14 protein-coding genes and 1 tRNA gene are annotated in these 17944 nt (G+C 61.0%); 10 read left to right on the forward strand and 5 right to left on the reverse strand.

Annotated elements, in window-relative coordinates; translation table 11 throughout:
- The 5 genes from tmk to J0I64_RS13720 form a co-directional block, all read left to right on the forward strand.
- Positions 1-585 (forward strand): dTMP kinase (gene tmk / locus J0I64_RS13700; protein ID WP_291409147.1); only part of this gene is annotated, 585 nt, incomplete at its 5' end.
- Positions 582-1607 carry an AAA family ATPase gene (locus J0I64_RS13705; RefSeq protein ID WP_291409149.1) on the forward strand — a complete coding sequence of 342 codons (1026 nt, stop codon included), beginning with the start codon at positions 582-584 and terminating at the stop codon, positions 1605-1607. The genes tmk and J0I64_RS13705, both read left to right, overlap by 4 nt.
- Positions 1604-3154 (forward strand): methionine--tRNA ligase, encoded by a 1551-nt coding sequence (gene metG, locus J0I64_RS13710; protein WP_291409151.1) that lies wholly within the window; start codon positions 1604-1606, stop codon positions 3152-3154. The genes J0I64_RS13705 and metG overlap by 4 nt, the downstream gene beginning before the upstream one ends.
- Positions 3155-3157: 3 nt before the next feature.
- A complete protein-coding gene (locus tag J0I64_RS13715) occupies positions 3158-3937 on the forward strand; it encodes a TatD family hydrolase (RefSeq protein WP_291409153.1) in 780 nt (259 codons plus the stop codon).
- A gap of 1 nt (position 3938) precedes the next feature.
- Complete coding sequence (locus tag J0I64_RS13720; RefSeq protein WP_291409154.1) at positions 3939-4775, forward strand: MBL fold metallo-hydrolase; 837 nt, start codon at positions 3939-3941, stop codon at positions 4773-4775.
- A 126-nt stretch (positions 4776-4901) separates the two neighbouring features.
- Here the strand turns inward: J0I64_RS13720 and parE are convergent, their stop codons facing one another.
- Complete coding sequence (gene parE, locus J0I64_RS13725) at positions 4902-6926, reverse strand: DNA topoisomerase IV subunit B (RefSeq protein WP_291409156.1); 2025 nt, start codon at positions 6924-6926, stop codon at positions 4902-4904.
- A gap of 195 nt (positions 6927-7121) precedes the next feature.
- Between parE and J0I64_RS13730 the strand changes: the two genes are divergently transcribed.
- Both J0I64_RS13730 and J0I64_RS13735 read left to right on the forward strand, forming a co-directional pair.
- Entirely contained in the window at positions 7122-7439 is a 318-nt protein-coding gene (locus J0I64_RS13730) for a hypothetical protein (RefSeq protein WP_291409158.1), read from the forward strand.
- A gap of 563 nt (positions 7440-8002) precedes the next feature.
- Positions 8003-9520, forward strand: a complete 1518-nt coding sequence (locus tag J0I64_RS13735; protein WP_291409160.1) for an ABC-F family ATP-binding cassette domain-containing protein — start codon at positions 8003-8005, stop codon at positions 9518-9520.
- Here J0I64_RS13735 and J0I64_RS13740 read toward each other — a convergent pair.
- The 4 genes from J0I64_RS13740 to J0I64_RS13755 all read right to left on the reverse strand — a co-directional run bounded on the left by J0I64_RS13740 (position 9517) and on the right by J0I64_RS13755 (position 14422).
- Positions 9517-10704, reverse strand: coding sequence for a diguanylate cyclase (locus tag J0I64_RS13740; protein ID WP_291409162.1), 1188 nt, complete (start codon positions 10702-10704; stop codon positions 9517-9519). The genes J0I64_RS13735 and J0I64_RS13740 overlap by 4 nt on opposite strands.
- A 193-nt stretch (positions 10705-10897) precedes the next feature.
- Positions 10898-12277: a trigger factor gene (gene tig / locus J0I64_RS13745; protein ID WP_291409164.1), complete on the reverse strand. Its 1380-nt coding sequence runs from the start codon at positions 12275-12277 to the stop codon at positions 10898-10900.
- 46 nt (positions 12278-12323) lie between these two features.
- Positions 12324-12408: transfer RNA gene (locus tag J0I64_RS13750), tRNA-Leu, on the reverse strand.
- A 229-nt stretch (positions 12409-12637) separates the two neighbouring features.
- Entirely contained in the window at positions 12638-14422 is a 1785-nt protein-coding gene (locus tag J0I64_RS13755) for a methyl-accepting chemotaxis protein (RefSeq protein ID WP_291409166.1), read from the reverse strand.
- A 350-nt stretch (positions 14423-14772) separates the two neighbouring features.
- On the opposite strand from J0I64_RS13755, the gene J0I64_RS13760 reads away from it, so the two are divergent.
- The 3 genes from J0I64_RS13760 to glnA all read left to right on the forward strand — a co-directional run bounded on the left by J0I64_RS13760 (position 14773) and on the right by glnA (position 17856).
- Positions 14773-15516 carry a PAS domain-containing protein gene (locus tag J0I64_RS13760; protein WP_291409168.1) on the forward strand — a complete coding sequence of 248 codons (744 nt, stop codon included), beginning with the start codon at positions 14773-14775 and terminating at the stop codon, positions 15514-15516.
- A 538-nt stretch (positions 15517-16054) separates the two neighbouring features.
- A complete protein-coding gene (locus J0I64_RS13765) occupies positions 16055-16393 on the forward strand; it encodes a P-II family nitrogen regulator (protein WP_291409170.1) in 339 nt (112 codons plus the stop codon).
- A 53-nt stretch (positions 16394-16446) separates the two neighbouring features.
- Positions 16447-17856, forward strand: coding sequence for a type I glutamate--ammonia ligase (gene glnA, locus J0I64_RS13770; protein WP_291409172.1), 1410 nt, complete (start codon positions 16447-16449; stop codon positions 17854-17856).
- Positions 17857-17944 lie beyond the last annotated feature (88 nt).

Genomic DNA, 17944 nt, shown 5'->3' on the forward strand with positions numbered 1-17944 from the left:
GCTAATCATGCCGTCGAAGCCGTTCGCACCCGCGAACCCGGCGGCACGGCCAAGGCCGAAGCCATCCGCTCCTTCATTCTCCAGGGTCGCAGCGAAGCCTGGGGGGCAGGGGCCGAAGCCGTGCTCTTCGCCGCTGCCCGCTATGATCACGTGACGCAACTGATCGCCCCCAATCTTGCCAAGGGCACCTGGGTCATTTCCGATCGCTTCTGCGACTCCACCCGCGCCTATCAGGGCCTGACCGGCGGCGTCGACACCAAGCTCATCGATGCCCTCGAGAACCTCGCTCTCGATGGCCACACGCCCGATCTGACCATCGTCCTCGACATGGACCCGGAGACCGCCTTCAAGCGCGTCGCCGAGCGCGCCATCGAAGATGGTCTCGCTCTCACCGGCGACCGCTTCGAAAAGGAAGAGATCGACTGGCACAAGCGCCTGCGCGACGGCTTTCTCGATATCGCCCGCAACAATACCGAGCGCTGCGTCGTCCTCTCCGCCAATCAGGGCGAAGAAAGCCTCGAGCGCGAAATCTGGGCGGTCGTCGAGGCGCGTTTCCCCGAACTTCAGAGCGGTATCCCCGCGTGACCGATCCAAACGCGCTTTCCGGCCTGCCGTTGCCCGAAGAACGGCACGGCGCCATCGGCCATGACGCCGCCCGGTCGGCCATCCTCGCCCAGCTCCACGAGCGCCGTCTGCCGGGCGCGTTTCTGCTCCACGGCCCGCAAGGCATCGGCAAAGCCACCTTCGCCTTCGAACTCGCCGCCGCCATCCTCCTCGCCACAGGCGACGAGAGCCCCGAGCGCGTGCAGGAACAGGTAACCGCGCTCTCGCACCCGAACCTCTTCGTCCTTCGCCGCCGCCCCAAGGACGCCAAGGGTTTTTATACGATCATCCGCGTCGAAGACGTGCGCGAACTTCGCGATGCGCTGCATCACACCCGCGGTCGTGCCGGGCACCGCATAGCCATCCTCGACTCCATCGACGACTGCAATCCGTCGGCCGCCAATGCGCTCCTAAAAACCCTCGAAGAGCCGCCCGCCGACACGACCTTCCTTCTCATTTCACATCGCCCCGGCCAGCTGCTGCCGACCATCAAGTCGCGCTGCCACAACCTGGCCCTGCGCCCGCTTGCCGATAGCGATGTCGCCCAGATCGTCACCGCCAGCATGCCCGGCATCGACGAGGAAACTCTGCAGCGCGCCCTCGGCCTTGCCGGCGGCCGTCCGCGCCGGGCCTTCGAAACGCTGGCGCTGTCACCGGAGTCGCCCGTCGGCGCTCTCATCGCCTGGTTGCAGGCGCCGGAAAGCCTTCCCGCCGGCACCTCGATTGCGCTGGCCGATGCCATCGGTTCCGACCCGCAGGGGCCAGACATGTCCTTCGCCCGCGAAATTCTCCTCGATTGGCTTTCCGACGAGGCGCGCAATGCGGCAATGCAGCCCGATCAAAGGTTGCGGCTTGCCTCTGCAACTGAGCTATGGGACAAGGCAAACGCGCTTCTGAGCGAAGCCGACAGCGTCAATCTCGACATGAAGCAGACGCTGTCCGTGCTGTTCGACGCCATAAGGAAGCACCGAAACACGACTGCCATCCCCACAGAGTCACAATGACCGCAAAGCCCTTTTACGTCACGACCGCGATTTCCTATCCCAACGGCGCCCCGCATATCGGCCACGCCTATGAGATGATCGCGACCGACGCCATCGCCCGCTGGAAGCGGCTCGAAGGCCGGGAAGTCTACTTCCTCACCGGTACGGACGAACATGGGATCAAGATGGTTCAGACCGCGGCCAAGGAAGGCATTCCTGTCCGCGAACTGGCTGATCGTAATTCGGGCGAATTCCGCAAGCTGGCCGAGGCTCTGAACCTCTCCAACGACGATTTCATCCGCACTACCGAAGAGCGCCACTACAAGGCCTCGCAGGCCATCTGGCAGAAGATGGAAGCGAGCCACAACGGCGACATTTTCCAGTCCACTTACAAGGGCTGGTACTCGGTGCGCGATGAGGCCTATTTCGACGAGAGCGAGCTGACCGAAAAGGACGGCAAGCGCTTTGCTCCCTCGGGCGCCGAAGTCGAATGGGTCGAAGAACCGACCTATTTCTTCCGCCTGTCCGCCTATCAGGAAAAGCTGCTCGCGCTCTACGAAGCCAATCCCGATTTCATCGCTCCCAAGGAGCGCCGCAACGAGATCATCTCCTTCGTAAAGGGCGGCCTGCAGGACCTTTCCGTGTCCCGCACCACCTTCGATTGGGGCGTGCCCGTTCCTGGCGGTCCAGGCCACGTCATGTATGTCTGGGTCGACGCCCTGACCAATTACATCACCGGCGTCGGCTATCCCGACGAGCAGAGCGAACTTTTCAAGAAGTTCTGGCCGGCCGACCTTCACGTGGTGGGCAAGGACATCATCCGCTTTCACACCGTCTACTGGCCTGCCTTCCTGATGAGCGCCGGCATCGAAGTGCAGCACCGCGTCTTCGCCCACGGCTTCCTCACCGTCGATGGCCAGAAGATGAGCAAGTCGCTCGGTAACGTCATCGACCCGTTCGCGCTGGTCGAAACCTTCGGCCCCGACGCCGTCCGCTACTTCTTCCTGCGCGAAGTCTCCTTCGGCAATGATGGCGACTATTCCAACGAGAAGCTGGTCAACCGCGTCAACGCCGACCTTGCGAACAATCTCGGCAATCTCGCGCAGCGCTCGCTGTCGATGATCAACAAGAACTGCGACGCCAAGGTCCCGGCTCTCGGCGACCTGACCGACGCGGACAACGCCATCATCGCAGAAGTCACCGAAGCGCTCGAAGCGGCCCAGAAGGCCATGGACGAACAGCTCGTCCACGAAGCCACCGGCGCGCTCATCGCGGCCCTTTCGTCGGCCAATAACTACTTCGCCGGTCAGGAACCCTGGGCGCTGAAGAAGACCGATCCGACCCGCATGGCGACCGTTCTCTACGTCACCGCCGACACGGTTCGCCGCATCGCCATCCCGATGCTCGCCTTCGTTCCGGCCTCGGCCGCGCGCCTTCTCGACCAGTTGGCGGTGCCTGCTGACCAGAGAACGCTGTCTGCTGCGCTCAAAGCTAACAGTCTGCTAGCAAATACTGACCTGCCAGCACCGCAAGGCGTCTTCGCGCGTCTCGAAAAACCGGCCGAGTAAGCCATGCTGATCGACAGCCACTGCCATCTCGATTTCGAGGCACTTTCGGCCGACATCGACGGCGTCATGGCCCGCGCCGCCGCCGTCGGCGTCACCGGAATGGTCACGATATCAACACGTGTGGATAACTTTTCCACATATGCTGATATCGCAGAACGTTTCCCGAACGTCTGGTGCTCGGTCGGCACGCATCCGCACAATGCCGATCAGGAATTGCACATACAAACGGATGATCTTGTCCGGCTAAGTGCCCATCCCCGTTGCATTGCCATCGGCGAAGCCGGCCTCGATTACTTCTACGACAACGCCCCGCGCGAGGCCCAGGCGACCGGTCTCCGCCGCCACATCGCGGCGTCCCGGATCACCGGTCTTCCACTGGTTATCCACAGCCGCGCCGCCGACGAAGACATGGCCAACATCCTCGAAGAAGAGAGCCGGGCAGGGGCCTTCCCCTTCGTGCTCCACTGCTTCACCGCCGGCCGCAACCTCGCCGAGCGTTCGCTGGCCCTCGGCGGCTACATTTCCTTCTCCGGCATCGTCACCTTCAAAAATGCCCAGGAAATTCAGGAAGTTGCGAAGTTCGTTCCGGCCGATCGCTACATCGTAGAGACCGACTCCCCATACCTCGCGCCGATCCCACACCGCGGCCAGTCGAACGAACCCAGTTTCGTCCGCCACACCGCCGAAAAGGTCGCTGAACTGCGCGGTATTTCCCTCGAACAGCTTGGCGCTGAGACCACCACCAACTTCGGCCGCCTGTTCTCGAAATCCGGTGTGATTTGAAGTGGTTAAGCCCGACCGGATCATCGCGACCATTTTAGGCTGCGGTTCTTCCGGCGGCGTGCCGCGCATCGGCAATGATTGGGGAATCTGCGATCCGCACAATCCCCGAAACCGCCGCCGCCGCTGCGCCCTTCTCATCGAAGGTTTTCGCGACGGCGAGGCCGAACCCACCCGCGTCCTGATCGACACCGGCGTCGATCTCCGCGAACAGCTCCTCGATGCCCATGTCGATCGCGTCGACGCCGTGCTTTATACCCACGAGCACGCCGACCACACCCATGGCATTGATGACCTTAGGGTCTTAGCCCTCCACAACCGCCGCCGCGTCGACGTCTATTTCACCAAGGAATGCGGCCACCGCCTCAACGAGGCATTCGGCTACTGCTTCTCGACGCCCCCCGGCAGCGCCTATCCGCCGATCCTCAACGCCCACATTATCGAACCCGGCCAGCTACTTACGGTCGATGGCCCCGGTGGCACGCTGGAGGTCCAGTCCTTCCTGCAAAACCATGGCGACATCGACTCCCTGGGCTTCAAGATCGCCCGCACCGCCTATTGCTGCGACCTCTCCGGCTTCCCCGAAAGCGCCGAGCCGCATCTCGAAGATCTCGATATCTGGATCATCGACGCCCTCCGCCAGACCCCGCATCCGAGCCACCTGAGCCTGCCAGAAACGCTAGATCTCATCGAGCGTTACGCCCCGCGCCAAGCCGTGCTTACGGATATGCACATCGACCTCGATTACGCGCAGACTCACGCCAACACCCCAGCCAACGTCACCCCGGCCTTCGACGGCATGCGGATCGACGTGCTGAGCGGCCGGATCCTGAACCGCTAGGTTCTCCTACGGTCTCCCCACCACCGCGATGTCTTTCCCGCGAAAGCGGGCATCCCTGTTTCAGCCCGCAAAACAGAAATCCCCGCTTTCGCGGGGATGACAAGTGCTTGCGTTGAGAGGAGGGACCTAGACGTCCAGATCCGTCACAAACTCTGCGTTTTCCTGGATAAATTCGAACCGCGCCTCGGGCTTTGTACCCATCAGTCGATCGACCGTGGTCTTGGTCGCCTGATGGTCGTCGAGCACCTTAACCTGCAACAGTGTGCGGGTTTTCGGCGACATCGTCGTTTCGCGCAGATGCGCATAAGGCATCTCGCCGAGGCCTTTGAAGCGGGTGATGTCGGCCTTGCCGCGGCCGGTAAATTCCGTCGCCATCAGCTCGTTCTTGTGGGCGTCGTCACGGGCATAAAGCGTCTTGCCGCCCTGGCTGATGCGGTAGAGCGGGGGCAGGGCAAGATAGAGGTGCCCGTTCTCGATCAGTCGCGGCATCTCCTGGAAGAAGAAGGTGATAAGCAGCGACGCAATGTGCGCCCCGTCCACGTCGGCGTCGGTCATGACGATGATCTTGTCGTAACGCAGATCATCCTCGGTGTACCGGTCGCGTGTACCACAGCCCAGAGCCTGAATAAGGTCGGTGATCAGCTGGCTCGCCGCCATCTTTTCACGGCTGGCACCAGCGACATTGAGGATTTTGCCACGCAGCGGCAACACAGCCTGGTTGGAGCGATTGCGCGCCTGCTTGGCAGATCCGCCGGCCGAGTCACCTTCGACGATGAACAGTTCCGCGCCCTGCGCAGCGTTCTGCGTACAGTCGGCCAGTTTGCCCGGCAGACGCAGCTTTCGCGTCGCGCTGGCGCGGTCGATCTCTTTTTCCTTGCGGCGACGTAGGCGCTCTTCGGCGCGTTCCACTGCCCAATCGAGCAGCTTGCCCGCCTGCTGCGGCGATGAACCAAGCCAGTGGTCGAATGCATCGCGCAGGGCGTTTTCGACAATGCGCGTCGCTTCCTGAGAAGCCAGCTTGTCCTTGGTCTGACCCACGAATTCCGGCTCGCGCACGAAGACGGAGAGCATGGCATTGCAATGCCCGAGCACGTCTTCCGCGGTCAGGTTCGCGGCCGCCTTGTTCTTGGTCAGCTCGGCATAGTTCTTGAGGCCACGCAGCAACACCAGCCGCAGGCCAGCCTCGTGCGTACCGCCATCTGGCGTCGGCACGGTATTACAATAGGAGGAAACGCTGCCATCCTCGATGGTCCAGGCCACAGCCCATTCCACCGATCCGTGGCTGCCCGGGCGCCCGGTCTTGCCAGCGAAAATGTCGTCGACGATGCGCGTTTCGCCCTCGATCCGCGCCGTCATGAAGTCCTTGAGGCCGTCGGGGTAGTGAAACACCGCCTTTGCCGGCACGTCATCGCTGGCAAGGCTCTCGTCGCAGCTCCAGCGCAGTTCAACACCACCGAACAGGTAGGCCTTGGCGCGCGTCATGCGGTAGATGCGGCCCGGCGAGAAATGTGCAGTGGCGCCAAAGATTTCCGGATCGGGATGGAAGCGCGTGGAGGTGCCGCGCCGGTTCTGCACCCGGCCGACATTCTCGACGTCCTGAACGACCTTGCCGCGCGAGAAAATGATGCGGTGCAGCTGCTGGTCGCGCGCCACCTCGACGATCATGTCGTCCGAAAGCGCATTGACCACGGAGACGCCGACGCCGTGCAGGCCGCCCGAGGTCTCATAAGCCTTGGAATCGAACTTGCCGCCGGCGTGAAGGATCGTGTGCACGATTTCGAGCGTCGACCGCCCCGGGAATTTCGGATGCTTCTCGACGGGAATGCCGCGGCCATTGTCCGAAATGGTCAGGTAGCCATCAGCGCCGAGATGTACCTCGATGCGCGTGGCGTGGCCGGCAATGGCCTCGTCCATGGAGTTGTCGATCACCTCAGCGAAAAGGTGATGATAGGCGTTGGAATCCGTGCCGCCGATATACATGCCGGGGCGGCGCCTGACAGGCTCTAGCCCCTCGAGAACCTCGATGTCAGACGCGTCGTAGCTGTCGGAGGTTGCCGGAGCAGGGCTCTTGGCGACTGGCTTTTCCTTTGCCGGCTTGGGTTCCTGGGGCTGGCCTTCAGCCCCACCGCCAAAGAGATCATCTGCTTGCATGCAACGGTGTCCGCGTGTTCCGTACGAATCAGTTCACTAGATGTTCTAGTATATCGCAGACCGGCGCTGAGGCGCGGTTTGCCTTGGTTTTTCCCCCGAAACCGGGTGGTGGTGCCGAGGAATTCATTCTGCGTTCAGGAGCACAGGCGCAGCGTGTCCCTTTGGTGGCAAGGTCGAATGGAGAGGTTGTCAGTCATGGTCAACAGGATTTTTGCAGCAGCGATGATGGCGACTTTGGCGATGGCCCCGCTGCCGGCGGCAGCGCAGGTCGGCTTCGGCCTTCATTTCGGCGATGAGCCGCGAGATTTCTACCCCCAGCTGCCTATGTGTCTCACCGACAGACAGATCCGTGAGGCCATCGCCCGGCGCGGCTACACCAAGATTTCGCTCAATGTGCCCAACGCAAAGCGCATTCAGGTCCGCGCGACCCAGGATGGCTGGGTCTATCTCATTGATTTCGACTTCTGCGCAGATCGTATTCGTGGTCGCCAGGCGCTACGGCCCGCAGGCTAGATCGGGAAAACCTCGTTTCAACTTGAGGCGCTGCGTTTACCGCTCGTTTGCTTCTTGAAAGCACTTTCTTAAGTGCGCGCTGTTAGCGTTCAGGCATACGGTTTTTGTATGGAGTTGCCGTATGCGAACCCGAAATGGGCCCAGTATTGCGTATCCAGTGCCCCATTTCGGTTCATCTGCTGGCGTTTGGCCACGAGCCGGGTTTTTGAGTATTGCGTACCGGCTGGCCCAACTCCGCGTCCCGCGTATCGGGGCGACTGTGTTTGCGAGCCTGATTTTCTATCTCGCTTAGCCCTTGCCTTCGGCGGCAAGGTCGAATAGCTCTTTGGCATCGTCAACCCAAGCGGGGGAGGGATGCATGGTCTATTTTACTCATCATCGCCAGTGTGGCCCCGTTCAGGCCCTGTGGTTCAAGCTGCAGGGCTGACCAGCACGGTTCGGACGATTTCCTGTCATTGATCCTTCTGGTTTGCCCGTCACGGCATTCTGACGCTCGTTCAGAATGCAGATTGATGGACTAGGTGCGCGAAAGAACGCAGCGCCACCCCGGAAAGACTATTCCAATGGCAAATCTCAGCCTTCGCAATGCCGGCCTCCGTGCAGGCCACGTGCTTTTCTCCGACCTCTCCCTTTCTCTCTCCGACGGCGACCGCGTCGGTCTCGTCGCCGCCAACGGTCGCGGCAAGTCGACCCTGTTGCGCGCCTTTGTCGGGGAGGCGGAGCTCAGCGAGGGCGAACTCTCCCGCTCGCGCGGCCTCACCGTCGGCTATGTTCCTCAGGACGTGCCCGCCAATGCGCTGGCGGTTCCGCTACGCGACTTTGTCGAGCAGGCGCTGCCGCCGGCTGATCGCGAAAGCGAGGGCTGGCGCGCCGACGTAGCCCTCGACGAACTCGGTTTCCCGCTTGATCTCGTGCAGAAGCCGATCGGACAATTAAGTGGCGGTTGGCAGCGCCTGGCGCTGATTGCCCGCGGCTGGGTCACCCAGCCCGACCTTTTGCTTCTCGACGAGCCGACCAATCACCTCGATCTCGGTCGCATCCTGGCGCTCGAAAACTGGATGGCCGCGCTGCCGCGCCAGACCATCGTCGTCATGGCCAGCCATGATCGGCAATTCCTCGATAGCGTCACCAATCGCACGCTGTTCCTGCGCCCCGAAACCTCGCACTTCTTCCCGATAGCCTATAGCGCCGCCCGCGCGGCACTCGAGGAAGCGGATGAGGCTGCCGAACAGCAGCGTCAGCGAGACCTGAAGGAAGTGGCTCAGCTACGCAAGCAGGCAGCCAAGCTGACCAATATCGGCATCAATTCCGGCAGCGATCTGCTCACGGTTAAATCCAAGCAACTGCGGGAGCGCGCCGAAAAGATCGAAAACCAGGTCGTCTCAGTGCATCGCGAAAAGACCGGCAAGGTCATGCTGGGCAATTCAGGCGCCGAGGCGCGCGTCATGCTGGCGTTCGAGAATATGGCTGTGGCCACGCCCGATGGGCGGCCGCTCTTTTCCATCGACAAGCTCCACGTCTTCCAGGGCGATCGCGTCGTCCTGCTGGGCCGCAACGGCACCGGCAAGTCGCAGCTGATGCGAAAGGTTGCTGCGGCGCTGTCGGGCGAAGCTGTCGATGGTCTACGGCTCAGCCCACAGATCGTGCCGGGTTATCTCGAGCAGGCTCTCGATTGGTTGCCGCTGAACAAGTCGGCGCTTGATTTCATCGTCTCGTCCTATGACGAGGGCGATCGTCGCAGCGTCGCGTTGCTGGCCGGCGCAGGCTTCGATCCAGACCGGCAGGACAAACCCATCCGCACGCTGTCCCTTGGCCAGAGGGCGCGCCTTGCGCTTCTAGCATTGCGCCTGCAACGGCCGAACTTCTATCTGTTGGACGAGCCGACCAACCACCTCGACATTCCGGGGCAGGAGCAGCTTGAGGGCGACATTGCCGAACACGGGGCGACCTGTATCCTCGTGTCGCACGACCGCGCTTTCCTGCGCGGCGTGGGCACGCGGTTTCTGCAGATTATCGGCAAGCGCCTGCGCGAGGTCGATGGGCCCGAGGCATTCTTCGCTGAAATGGCAGAAACGCCCTAGCTTGGCCGCGCTATCCCGCCCGCGAGGTGCAGACGGACTTGCGTCATTACCGCTCTGTCCTTGCCTTCGCTCTTGGCGCGGTAGAGCGCCTTGTCGGCGCGAGCCATCATGTCGTTGAGGCTCTCTTGGCTGTAACTCAGATGTAGGCCGACACTCAGCGTCACCGGATAGCCTTCGGGCAGTCCGGGGACGCTCGCCTGCGAGAGTGCTACCCTTATTGAACGGGCTGCGTCCTGAAGATCAGCGCGGTCGACATCGTTGAAATAGAGAGCGAACTCTTCCCCGCCAGTTCTGGCCGTCAGCAGGGCTCCACCGTGTCGCGCCAGGGTGCGGGCAACTGCGATGATGACGGCGTCTCCGATCTTGTGCCCATAGGTGTCGTTGATCTTCTTGAAGTCATCGATATCGGCTACGAGCATCGCGGGCAGACGGGAAACAGCGAAATCCCGCTTGATCGCCTCCGCGCCGGCCGTCTCGAAGCCGCGCCGATTGAGGAGCCCGGTCATGAAATCTCGGTCGGCCTGGCCCTTGAGGTGGTTGACGATATCAATCCCGATGGCAACGACGAACAGGGTCGCGACCAGGAAGGACATGATTGGGGTGAAGGCGCGGATGGATGTCCAGTAGTCAGAGGACGTGAACTCGGCGCCATTGTCGATGTCAAGAATGCCGGTCAGGACGAGAGCCGGCCGGAACAGGGCGATAAAGAATGCGATGCCGACACCGGCGGCAAACAGATTGTCGGCCAGTGTCTTATCGGTAAGCCGGTTGAGCCCGACGAAGGTGATCCCCGCTATGGCGGCGAAGGCTGCCGAGGTGATAACGATGCGCGCCAGTGTCGAGGGCTCGACGAACAGATACCACGCAAAGGGCAGGGCACCCGCGGTGATCGCGGCTAGATAGAGCGCGATCGGCGGTGTCTGGTTTTTGCGAAGGAAGGTGCTGGCGCAGGCCAGGGTGATGGTGGCGACGTAAAGGATGTTCGCTGCGAGATTGACTTCCCCCGGCCAGACCAGGAGCTTGAAGTCGTGCAGCACAAAGCCGACGCCCATGCAGAGGAAGGCAAGCGTCAGCGCTGGGAGATGCCGGTACTCCCGCCATCTGAGCCAGATGAGCCAGAATGAAACCGAGAAAATCAGGGCGACGATAGGATTTACGAGCGCAAAGAACAGCTGTTCGTGCACCTTCTTGCGCCCCCGCAATAGCCTTCAACGCGTTCCAGCTTAGACATGTCCGGTAAAAAAAGACGTTAACCTTGCCGTGCCTCGGTCGTCACGGACAGAAAAGGGCCGCCCGAAGGCGGCCCCTAAATACCTTGCGTCGCATCACTTGCTGCATGTGTTCCGAGAGCTTTCGCCGACCCGGAAGAGCAGTCGATTAGTGGTGGTGCTCGTCCGGCACTTCGTTTTCGTCGGCCTGGATGAGCTTGGCCAGTTCGTCACGCGACATCTTCTTGTCGGTCTGGTCAGCAAGACCAGCGATGAAGTCGACGACCTTGTTCTCGAAGACCGGAGCGCGGAGGCTGGCGAGAGCCTGGGCGTTCTTGCGGTAGTAGTCGTAAACCTGCTGTTCCTGGCCCGGGAAGCGACGGATTTCAGCAAGCAGAGCCTGCTGGTGTTCGTCGTCGGTCACCTGCACTTCGTTCTGGTTGCCGACTTCGGCGACCACGAGGCCCAGGCGCACGCGGCGCTCGGCGATACGCTTGTACTGTTCGCGAGCTTCTTCCTCGGTCGTGCCTTCGTCTTCGAAGGAACGGCCATGGCTTTCAACTTCGTGCTGCACGCGCTGCCAGATGGTGGCGAATTCAGCGTCGACCAGCTGGGCCGGAACGTCGAACTTGTGGCCTTCGTCGAGCGCGTCGAGGATCTGGCGCTTGACGTGCTGGCGGCTCATCGACTCCAGAGCGGATTCCATCTGCTCCTTGACGGCGCCGCGCAGGGCAGCGAGGTCTTCGAGGCCGAGGCGCTTGGCGAAGTCGTCATCGAGCACGCCCTGGTTCGGACCGTCAACGTGCAGGACGGTGACGTCGAAGGTTGCTTCCTTGCCTGCGAGTTCGGCATTGCCGTAGTCAGCGGGGAAGGTGACCTTGATGGTGCGGGTCTCGTCCTTCTTCTGGCCAACGAGCTGTTCTTCGAAGCCAGGGATGAATTCGCCCGAACCAACGGTCAGGTGAGCGTGGTCGGAGGTGCCGCCTGGGAAGGCAACGCCGTCGATCTTGCCGACGAAGGAGAGACCGAGACGGTCGCCCTGTTCGACAACGGCGCCATCGCCCTTGTCGGAGTAGCCGCGGTTCTGGGCGAACACGCGATTCACTTCGGCGTCGATTTCTTCTTCGGTGGCTTCAACGACCGGCTTGGTCAGCTTGAGGCCCTTGAGTTCCATCAGGGTGACGGGCGGGAGAACTTCATATTCAACTTCGAATGCCAGGTCGGCCTTGCCGTCGAGCACATCGTTGATGATGGTCTGGTCCTGCGGCAGGTCAACCTTGGGCTGTGCTGCGGCGCGTTCCTTGCGGCCATCGAGCGTGTCGGACACGGTCGAGTTGATCGCGTCGGTCATCACTTCGGACATAGCCGAGCGGCCATAGACCTTCTTGAGGTGAGCGGTCGGAACCTTGCCGGGACGGAAGCCCTTGATGCTGGCCTGGCCCTTGAGTTCTTCGAGCTTGGCATCGAGGCGCGACACGAGGTCAGCGGCCGGAATGGTGACGCTGAGCTTGCGCTTCAGGCCTTCGTTAAGGGTCTCAGTTACCTGCATTGGGGTTTATCCCGTATTGGTTCATCTCGTTCGGCCGAGGCCGCTATGGTGCGGGTGAGAGGACTCGAACCTCCACGCCTTGCGGCGCTGGAACCTAAATCCAGTGCGTCTACCAATTCCGCCACACCCGCAAGGGTCCCCGTCGGCCGGGTTGGGATGCATCTATATGAAGTGTTCGGGCCAGTCAAAGCCTAACGCGCGTCTAGCGAAACTGGCTCTGTTTTCGAGAAAAAGCGGGGAAGAAAGTCAAAGACAGCAAAAACGCAGGCCTCCATGCCCGCGAATCTCATGAGGCGTGAACGTGGCAGGGCCCCTCCCAAAGCCTTGCCACGTTCTTGCCAGGCTCAGGCTATTCCAGCCTCAGCCCGCGTCCAGAGCCACATTGTCTTGCCCCAGCCAGTCCCAGACCGGTTTGGCCAGCTTTTGTGGCGCTGGTGTTCTCTCCTCGGAAGGGCGGGTCGACGGACGCGCACGTGGAGGCTCCCCGACGACAAAGATGTCGACGATCCTGTCGAGTTCGGTGGCTTGCCCCTCTGTTTGTTCGAGGGCTGCATTGATCTCTTCGACCAGGGCCGCGTTGTGTTGGGTCATCTCGTCCATCTGCTGCACGGCCACGGCGACCTCGGCGATGGCGCCGGATTGTTCACGACTGCCGCTTGCGATGCCATCGATGAGACCGCTGTTTTCGCGCACATCGTCAAGCATGCCGGCAATGCGTTCCGCTGCGTCGGAAAGCAGGCGGGACCCTGTGGCAATTTCTGACGAAGACCGCTCGATCAGCGCTTTGACGTCGGACGAAGCTTCCGCAGCCGACTGCGCCAGACGGCGCACCTCTACCGCGACAACCGCAAAGCCTTTGCCGGCTTCGCCCGCCCGCGCCGCTTCCACCGAAGCATTGAGTGCCAGAAGATTGGTCTGGAAGGCGATGTCGTCGATCAGGCCAACGATGTTTGAAATCTGTGCGGAGGAGGCGAGGATGCGTCCCATGGCGTCCTTTGCCTCGCCCATCACCGCGCCGCTCTCTTCCGCTGTCGTCGAGACGGCTCGAGCCTTGCTGCTGGCCGCCTCCGCCCGTGCGGCGTTTTCCTCGACGGTGCCGGCGAGGTTCTTCATCGCTGCGCTTGTTTCCTGGATAGCCGAAGCCTGCCGGGAGGTTCGCTCCGCCAGATCATTGGCGCCTGTCAGGATCTCCGCGGTCGCCGACCGGAGCGTGCCAGACGAGCGGCGCAGGCGTTCAACAATCTCGCTGAAACGGTCGACGGTATGGTTGTAGGCGAGGCGGACCGCATCGAGTTCGCCCTTGAACGGGGAGGGGAGGCGTCCCCTGAGATCGCCGTCGGCAAGGTTGGCCAGCTCCGCGCCCAACAAATTGACCGCGCGCTTCCGCTCGGTGATGTCGGTGGCATACTTGACGATCTTGAACACCTTCCCGTGGTGGTCAAAGATCGGATTGTACGTCGCCTGAATCCAGACTTCCTTGCCGCCCTTTCCCAGCCGCAGATATTCAGCGGCCTGGAATTCGCCGCGCGACAGTTTGGCCCAGAAATCGGCATAGCCAGCGCTCGTTGCCTCCTCCGGTGGCACAAACATCCTGTGGTGACGGCCACGAATATCTTCCAGGGAATAGCCCAGCGCCTGGCAGAAATTGGTATTGGCGGTGACGATCTCGCCCGAAGGCGTAAACTCGATCACAGCCTGCGAGCGCGAGATTGCTGCCAGTTGGCCAGCACTGTCGGCCGACGCAAGTTTGGCCTGGGTGATGTCCGTCGCGAACTTGATGATCTTTATGGGCTTCTCATCGCGCCCAAAGACCGGATTGTAGGTGGCCTGAATCCAGACCTCCTTGCCGTCCTTGCCGATACGCCTGTACTCGGCGGCCTGAAATTCGCCGCGGGCCAGTTTTTGCCAGAATAGCTTGTAGTCCGGCAGCGCCGATTCAGACGGATCGACAAACATGCGATGATGTTTGCCGACGATTTCCTCGAGCGCATATCCCATTACGCCTAGAAAATTCTGGTTTGCTGTCCGGATCGTGCCATCAAGGTCAAACTCGATAACGGCCAGCGCTCGCGAAATCGCATCGAGCGTGGCCTGGTTCTCCCGCGCCAGAACCTGACGTTTATTATTGAAGAGGCGGACGTCCACATAATCCCCCTGAGTTGAAGTGGCGCGACGCTAGCAACTTCTGGTGAGCGCCACCTTGCTGCCGGCAGGCCATTTTGGGGCTGTTTCTGGGGCCGGAGCGGCCCGTGGGATGATTTCGCCACTTTTCGGCTCAGACACTGAATGAAAAAGTGTCATTGATCTGGATCAAGTCGCCCCCGCCAATTTTGCTCCCAATGTGAAAAAATCGATCACATCAGGGACTTGCGTTCAGCCGCTTTTTGACCGAGAGACGACATGCGGCACTTGATGATGCCGCGTGGTCTCTGTCCTGCCTGGTCAGCCCTGCAATGCGGTTGCCGGATGCTGACGCATCCAACGGAGGTTGGGACATGGCCGAACGCGGTCCGGGTATCAGGCAGTCTGACGAATGGCTGCGCGCCGCCGAAGCAAGGTTGGGCATTGGCTTCTGGTCTTGGGACGTTGCGGTTTCAAAGCTGCACTGTTCGCCCGGCCTCTATGCTCTGGCCGGCCTTAATCCGGCCGGTCTTCATCTCGACTTGGCCTTTCTGGAAACTCTGGTGCATCCAAGAGATCGCCTGGCCGCGGACGATCCTCAGGTCTTCGTGCTCGATCCGCGTCAGTTCGACCGGCGCTTCCGCGTCATTCGGCCCGATGGACAACTTCATCATCTCAGAAGCGAAGCACGCCACATTTTCGATCGCGAGGGCAATGTCACGCGCGTCGTGGCTGTCGTCTCTGACGTCACAGAGAGCCTCGAAATCCAGAGGCGCCTCATCGATCAGCGAGCGCTGTTGAGCGTCGTTGCCCAACTGGCAGAGGCCGTCTTCTGGATAGCGGACGAGGAGGGGCGCGTTGTCGACCGTTTTGGGCAGGCGCTGGAAGAAGCCAGCAATGCAGCCGACGATGATTTGATCAATTGGCGTCTGGGGCTCCATCCAGACGACCTCGAGCGCCTGCCGGGTCTGTGGCGAGAGGCCGTGGCGCGCCGTGGTCCCCATCGCTTCGCGCCTCGCCTCAAGGTTGGAGAGAATGGCTATCAACAGTTTTACGTAGAGGGATTGCCATTTCCGGCTAACGCGCTGACCGAGCAGCACTTTGGTGGGTTTTTTTAGTCGCAACCCATGGGTTACCCGTGCGCGTGATGCAGGTGTCTCCATCACTGCTCTGACGCCCGCCCAGGTTCGGGCCTGCCGAGCTATTCTTGACTGGACTGCAGAAATGCTCGCCCACAAGGCGGGGGTTTCCCTCTCTACCGTTCGTCGCATCGAGGGGGCAGTGACCTCGGCGCAAGGACAGGGCGATAGCCTGCGCTTGATAATCCGTGCTTTTCGCGATGCGGGCCTCACCCTCTGGCACGATGAGAACGGAAGCTTTTGCATTTCCGACCGTAATGCGACCAGCTCACCTGGCGATTGGTGAGATTTTGATCACCTTGGAAAAGCGGTTCTGTCGAAAGTCGCAAATGCGTGCATAAAAATTATGCAGACAGCCCGAAAAGCAGACAAACGTGGTATGGCTGCCGGATGGTCGCATATAGGGTTTCCCAACCAAGCCCATGCAAAGACTGGTATTTCCCCGTGTTTGGTACGCTGGCACAGACCATGCATACAGGTTGGCGGTAACGGCCTAAGACGCTCAGTGGAGGCACAGTTGAAAAAAATCGAGGCTATCGTAAAGCCCTTCAAGCTCGACGAAGTCAAAGAGGCGCTGCAGGAAGTAGGCCTGCAGGGCATCACAGTGACCGAGGCCAAGGGCTTCGGCCGCCAGAAGGGCCACACGGAGCTCTATCGCGGCGCCGAGTATGTCGTGGACTTCCTTCCCAAGGTGAAGGTCGAAGTGGTTTGCCCCGACGAGCTCGCCGAAAAGGCGATCGAGGCGATCCGCCATGCCGCGCAAACCGGCCGTATCGGCGACGGCAAGATCTTCGTCTATTCGATCGAGCAAGCCATCCGCATCCGTACCGGCGAATTCGGCGACGACGCGCTTTAAGCGTCGCGCCCCATAAATCCAGCAACAAACGTCCGTTTACAGGGGAAGACCTGATGACTACCGGAGCAGACATTATCCAGCGCATGAAAGACGAGAACATCAAGTATCTCGACGTGCGTTTCACTGACCTGCGCGGCAAGCTGCAGCACGTCACGATGGATGCGTCCGTCGTTGATGCCGATATGTTCGAAGATGGCGTGATGTTCGACGGTTCCTCCATTGCTGGCTGGAAGGCCATCAATGAGTCGGACATGGTCCTGATGCCCGATCCGAACTCGGCCTATATCGACCCGTTCTTTGCTGCCTCCACCCTCGCCATCAACTGCGACATTCTCGAGCCGGCAACCTACCAGCCGTACAACCGCGATCCGCGCTCGATCGCCAAAAAGGCCGAAGGTCTCGTCAAGTCGTCCGGTATCGGCGACACCGTCGTGTTCGGTCCCGAGCCCGAATTCTTCATCTTCGACGACGTGAAGTACTCGACCAGCACCTACAAGGTCGGCTTCTCGGTCGATCACTCGGAGCTGCCGACCAACAACGATGCCGACTATGAATCCGGCAACAATGGTCATCACATCGGCATCAAGAAGGGCTACTTCCCGGTTCCCCCGCTTGATAGCGCGCAGGATATGCGCGGCGAAATGCTTGAAGCTATGGGCCAGATGGGCGTCATCATCGAGAAGCACCACCACGAAGTGGCTTCCGCCCAGCACGAGCTCGGCCTCAAGTACAAGCAGATGATCGCGTCGGCTGACGACGTGCTGATCTACAAGTATGCCGTGCAGCAGGTTGCCAATGCCTATGGCAAGACCGCGACCTTCCTGCCCAAGCCGGTCTATGGTGACAATGGCTCGGGCATGCACTGCCACATGTCGATCTGGAAGGACGGCAAGCCGCTCTTCGCCGGTGACCAGTATGCCGGTCTTTCGATGGACTGCCTCTACTACATCGGCGGCGTCATCAAGCATGCCAAGGCGATCAACGCCTTCACGAACCCAACCACCAACTCCTACAAGCGTCTGGTGCCCGGCTTCGAAGCTCCGGTTCTGCTGGCCTACTCGGCCCGTAACCGTTCGGCTTCCTGCCGTATTCCCTTCGGCCAGTCGCCGAAGGCCAAGCGCGTTGAAGTCCGCTTCCCCGATCCGCTGGCAAACCCGTACCTGGCCTACACCGCGCTGCTGATGGCCGGCCTTGACGGCATCAAGAACAAGATCCACCCCGGCGAGCCGATGGACAAGGATCTCTACGAACTGCCGAAGGACGAACTCAAGGAAATCCCGACCGTTTCCGGTTCGCTCCGCGAAGCTCTGGAAAACCTCGACAAGGATCGCGACTTCCTCAAGGTCGGTGGCGTGATGGATGACGATTTCATCGATGCCTATATCGAACTGAAGATGCAGGAAGTCCTCCGCGTCGAAATGACCCCGCATCCGGTCGAATACGAAATGTACTACTCGGCCTAAGAGCCAGAGAAGAGAAAGGGCCCTCCGGGGCCCTTTTTTATCCCGGCAATTTCATGGCGATTTCACCCTGGCTTCCCGACTTTGCGGG

This window comes from Devosia sp. (genome assembly GCF_017307565.1).
Lineage (GTDB): Bacteria > Pseudomonadota > Alphaproteobacteria > Rhizobiales > Devosiaceae > Devosia.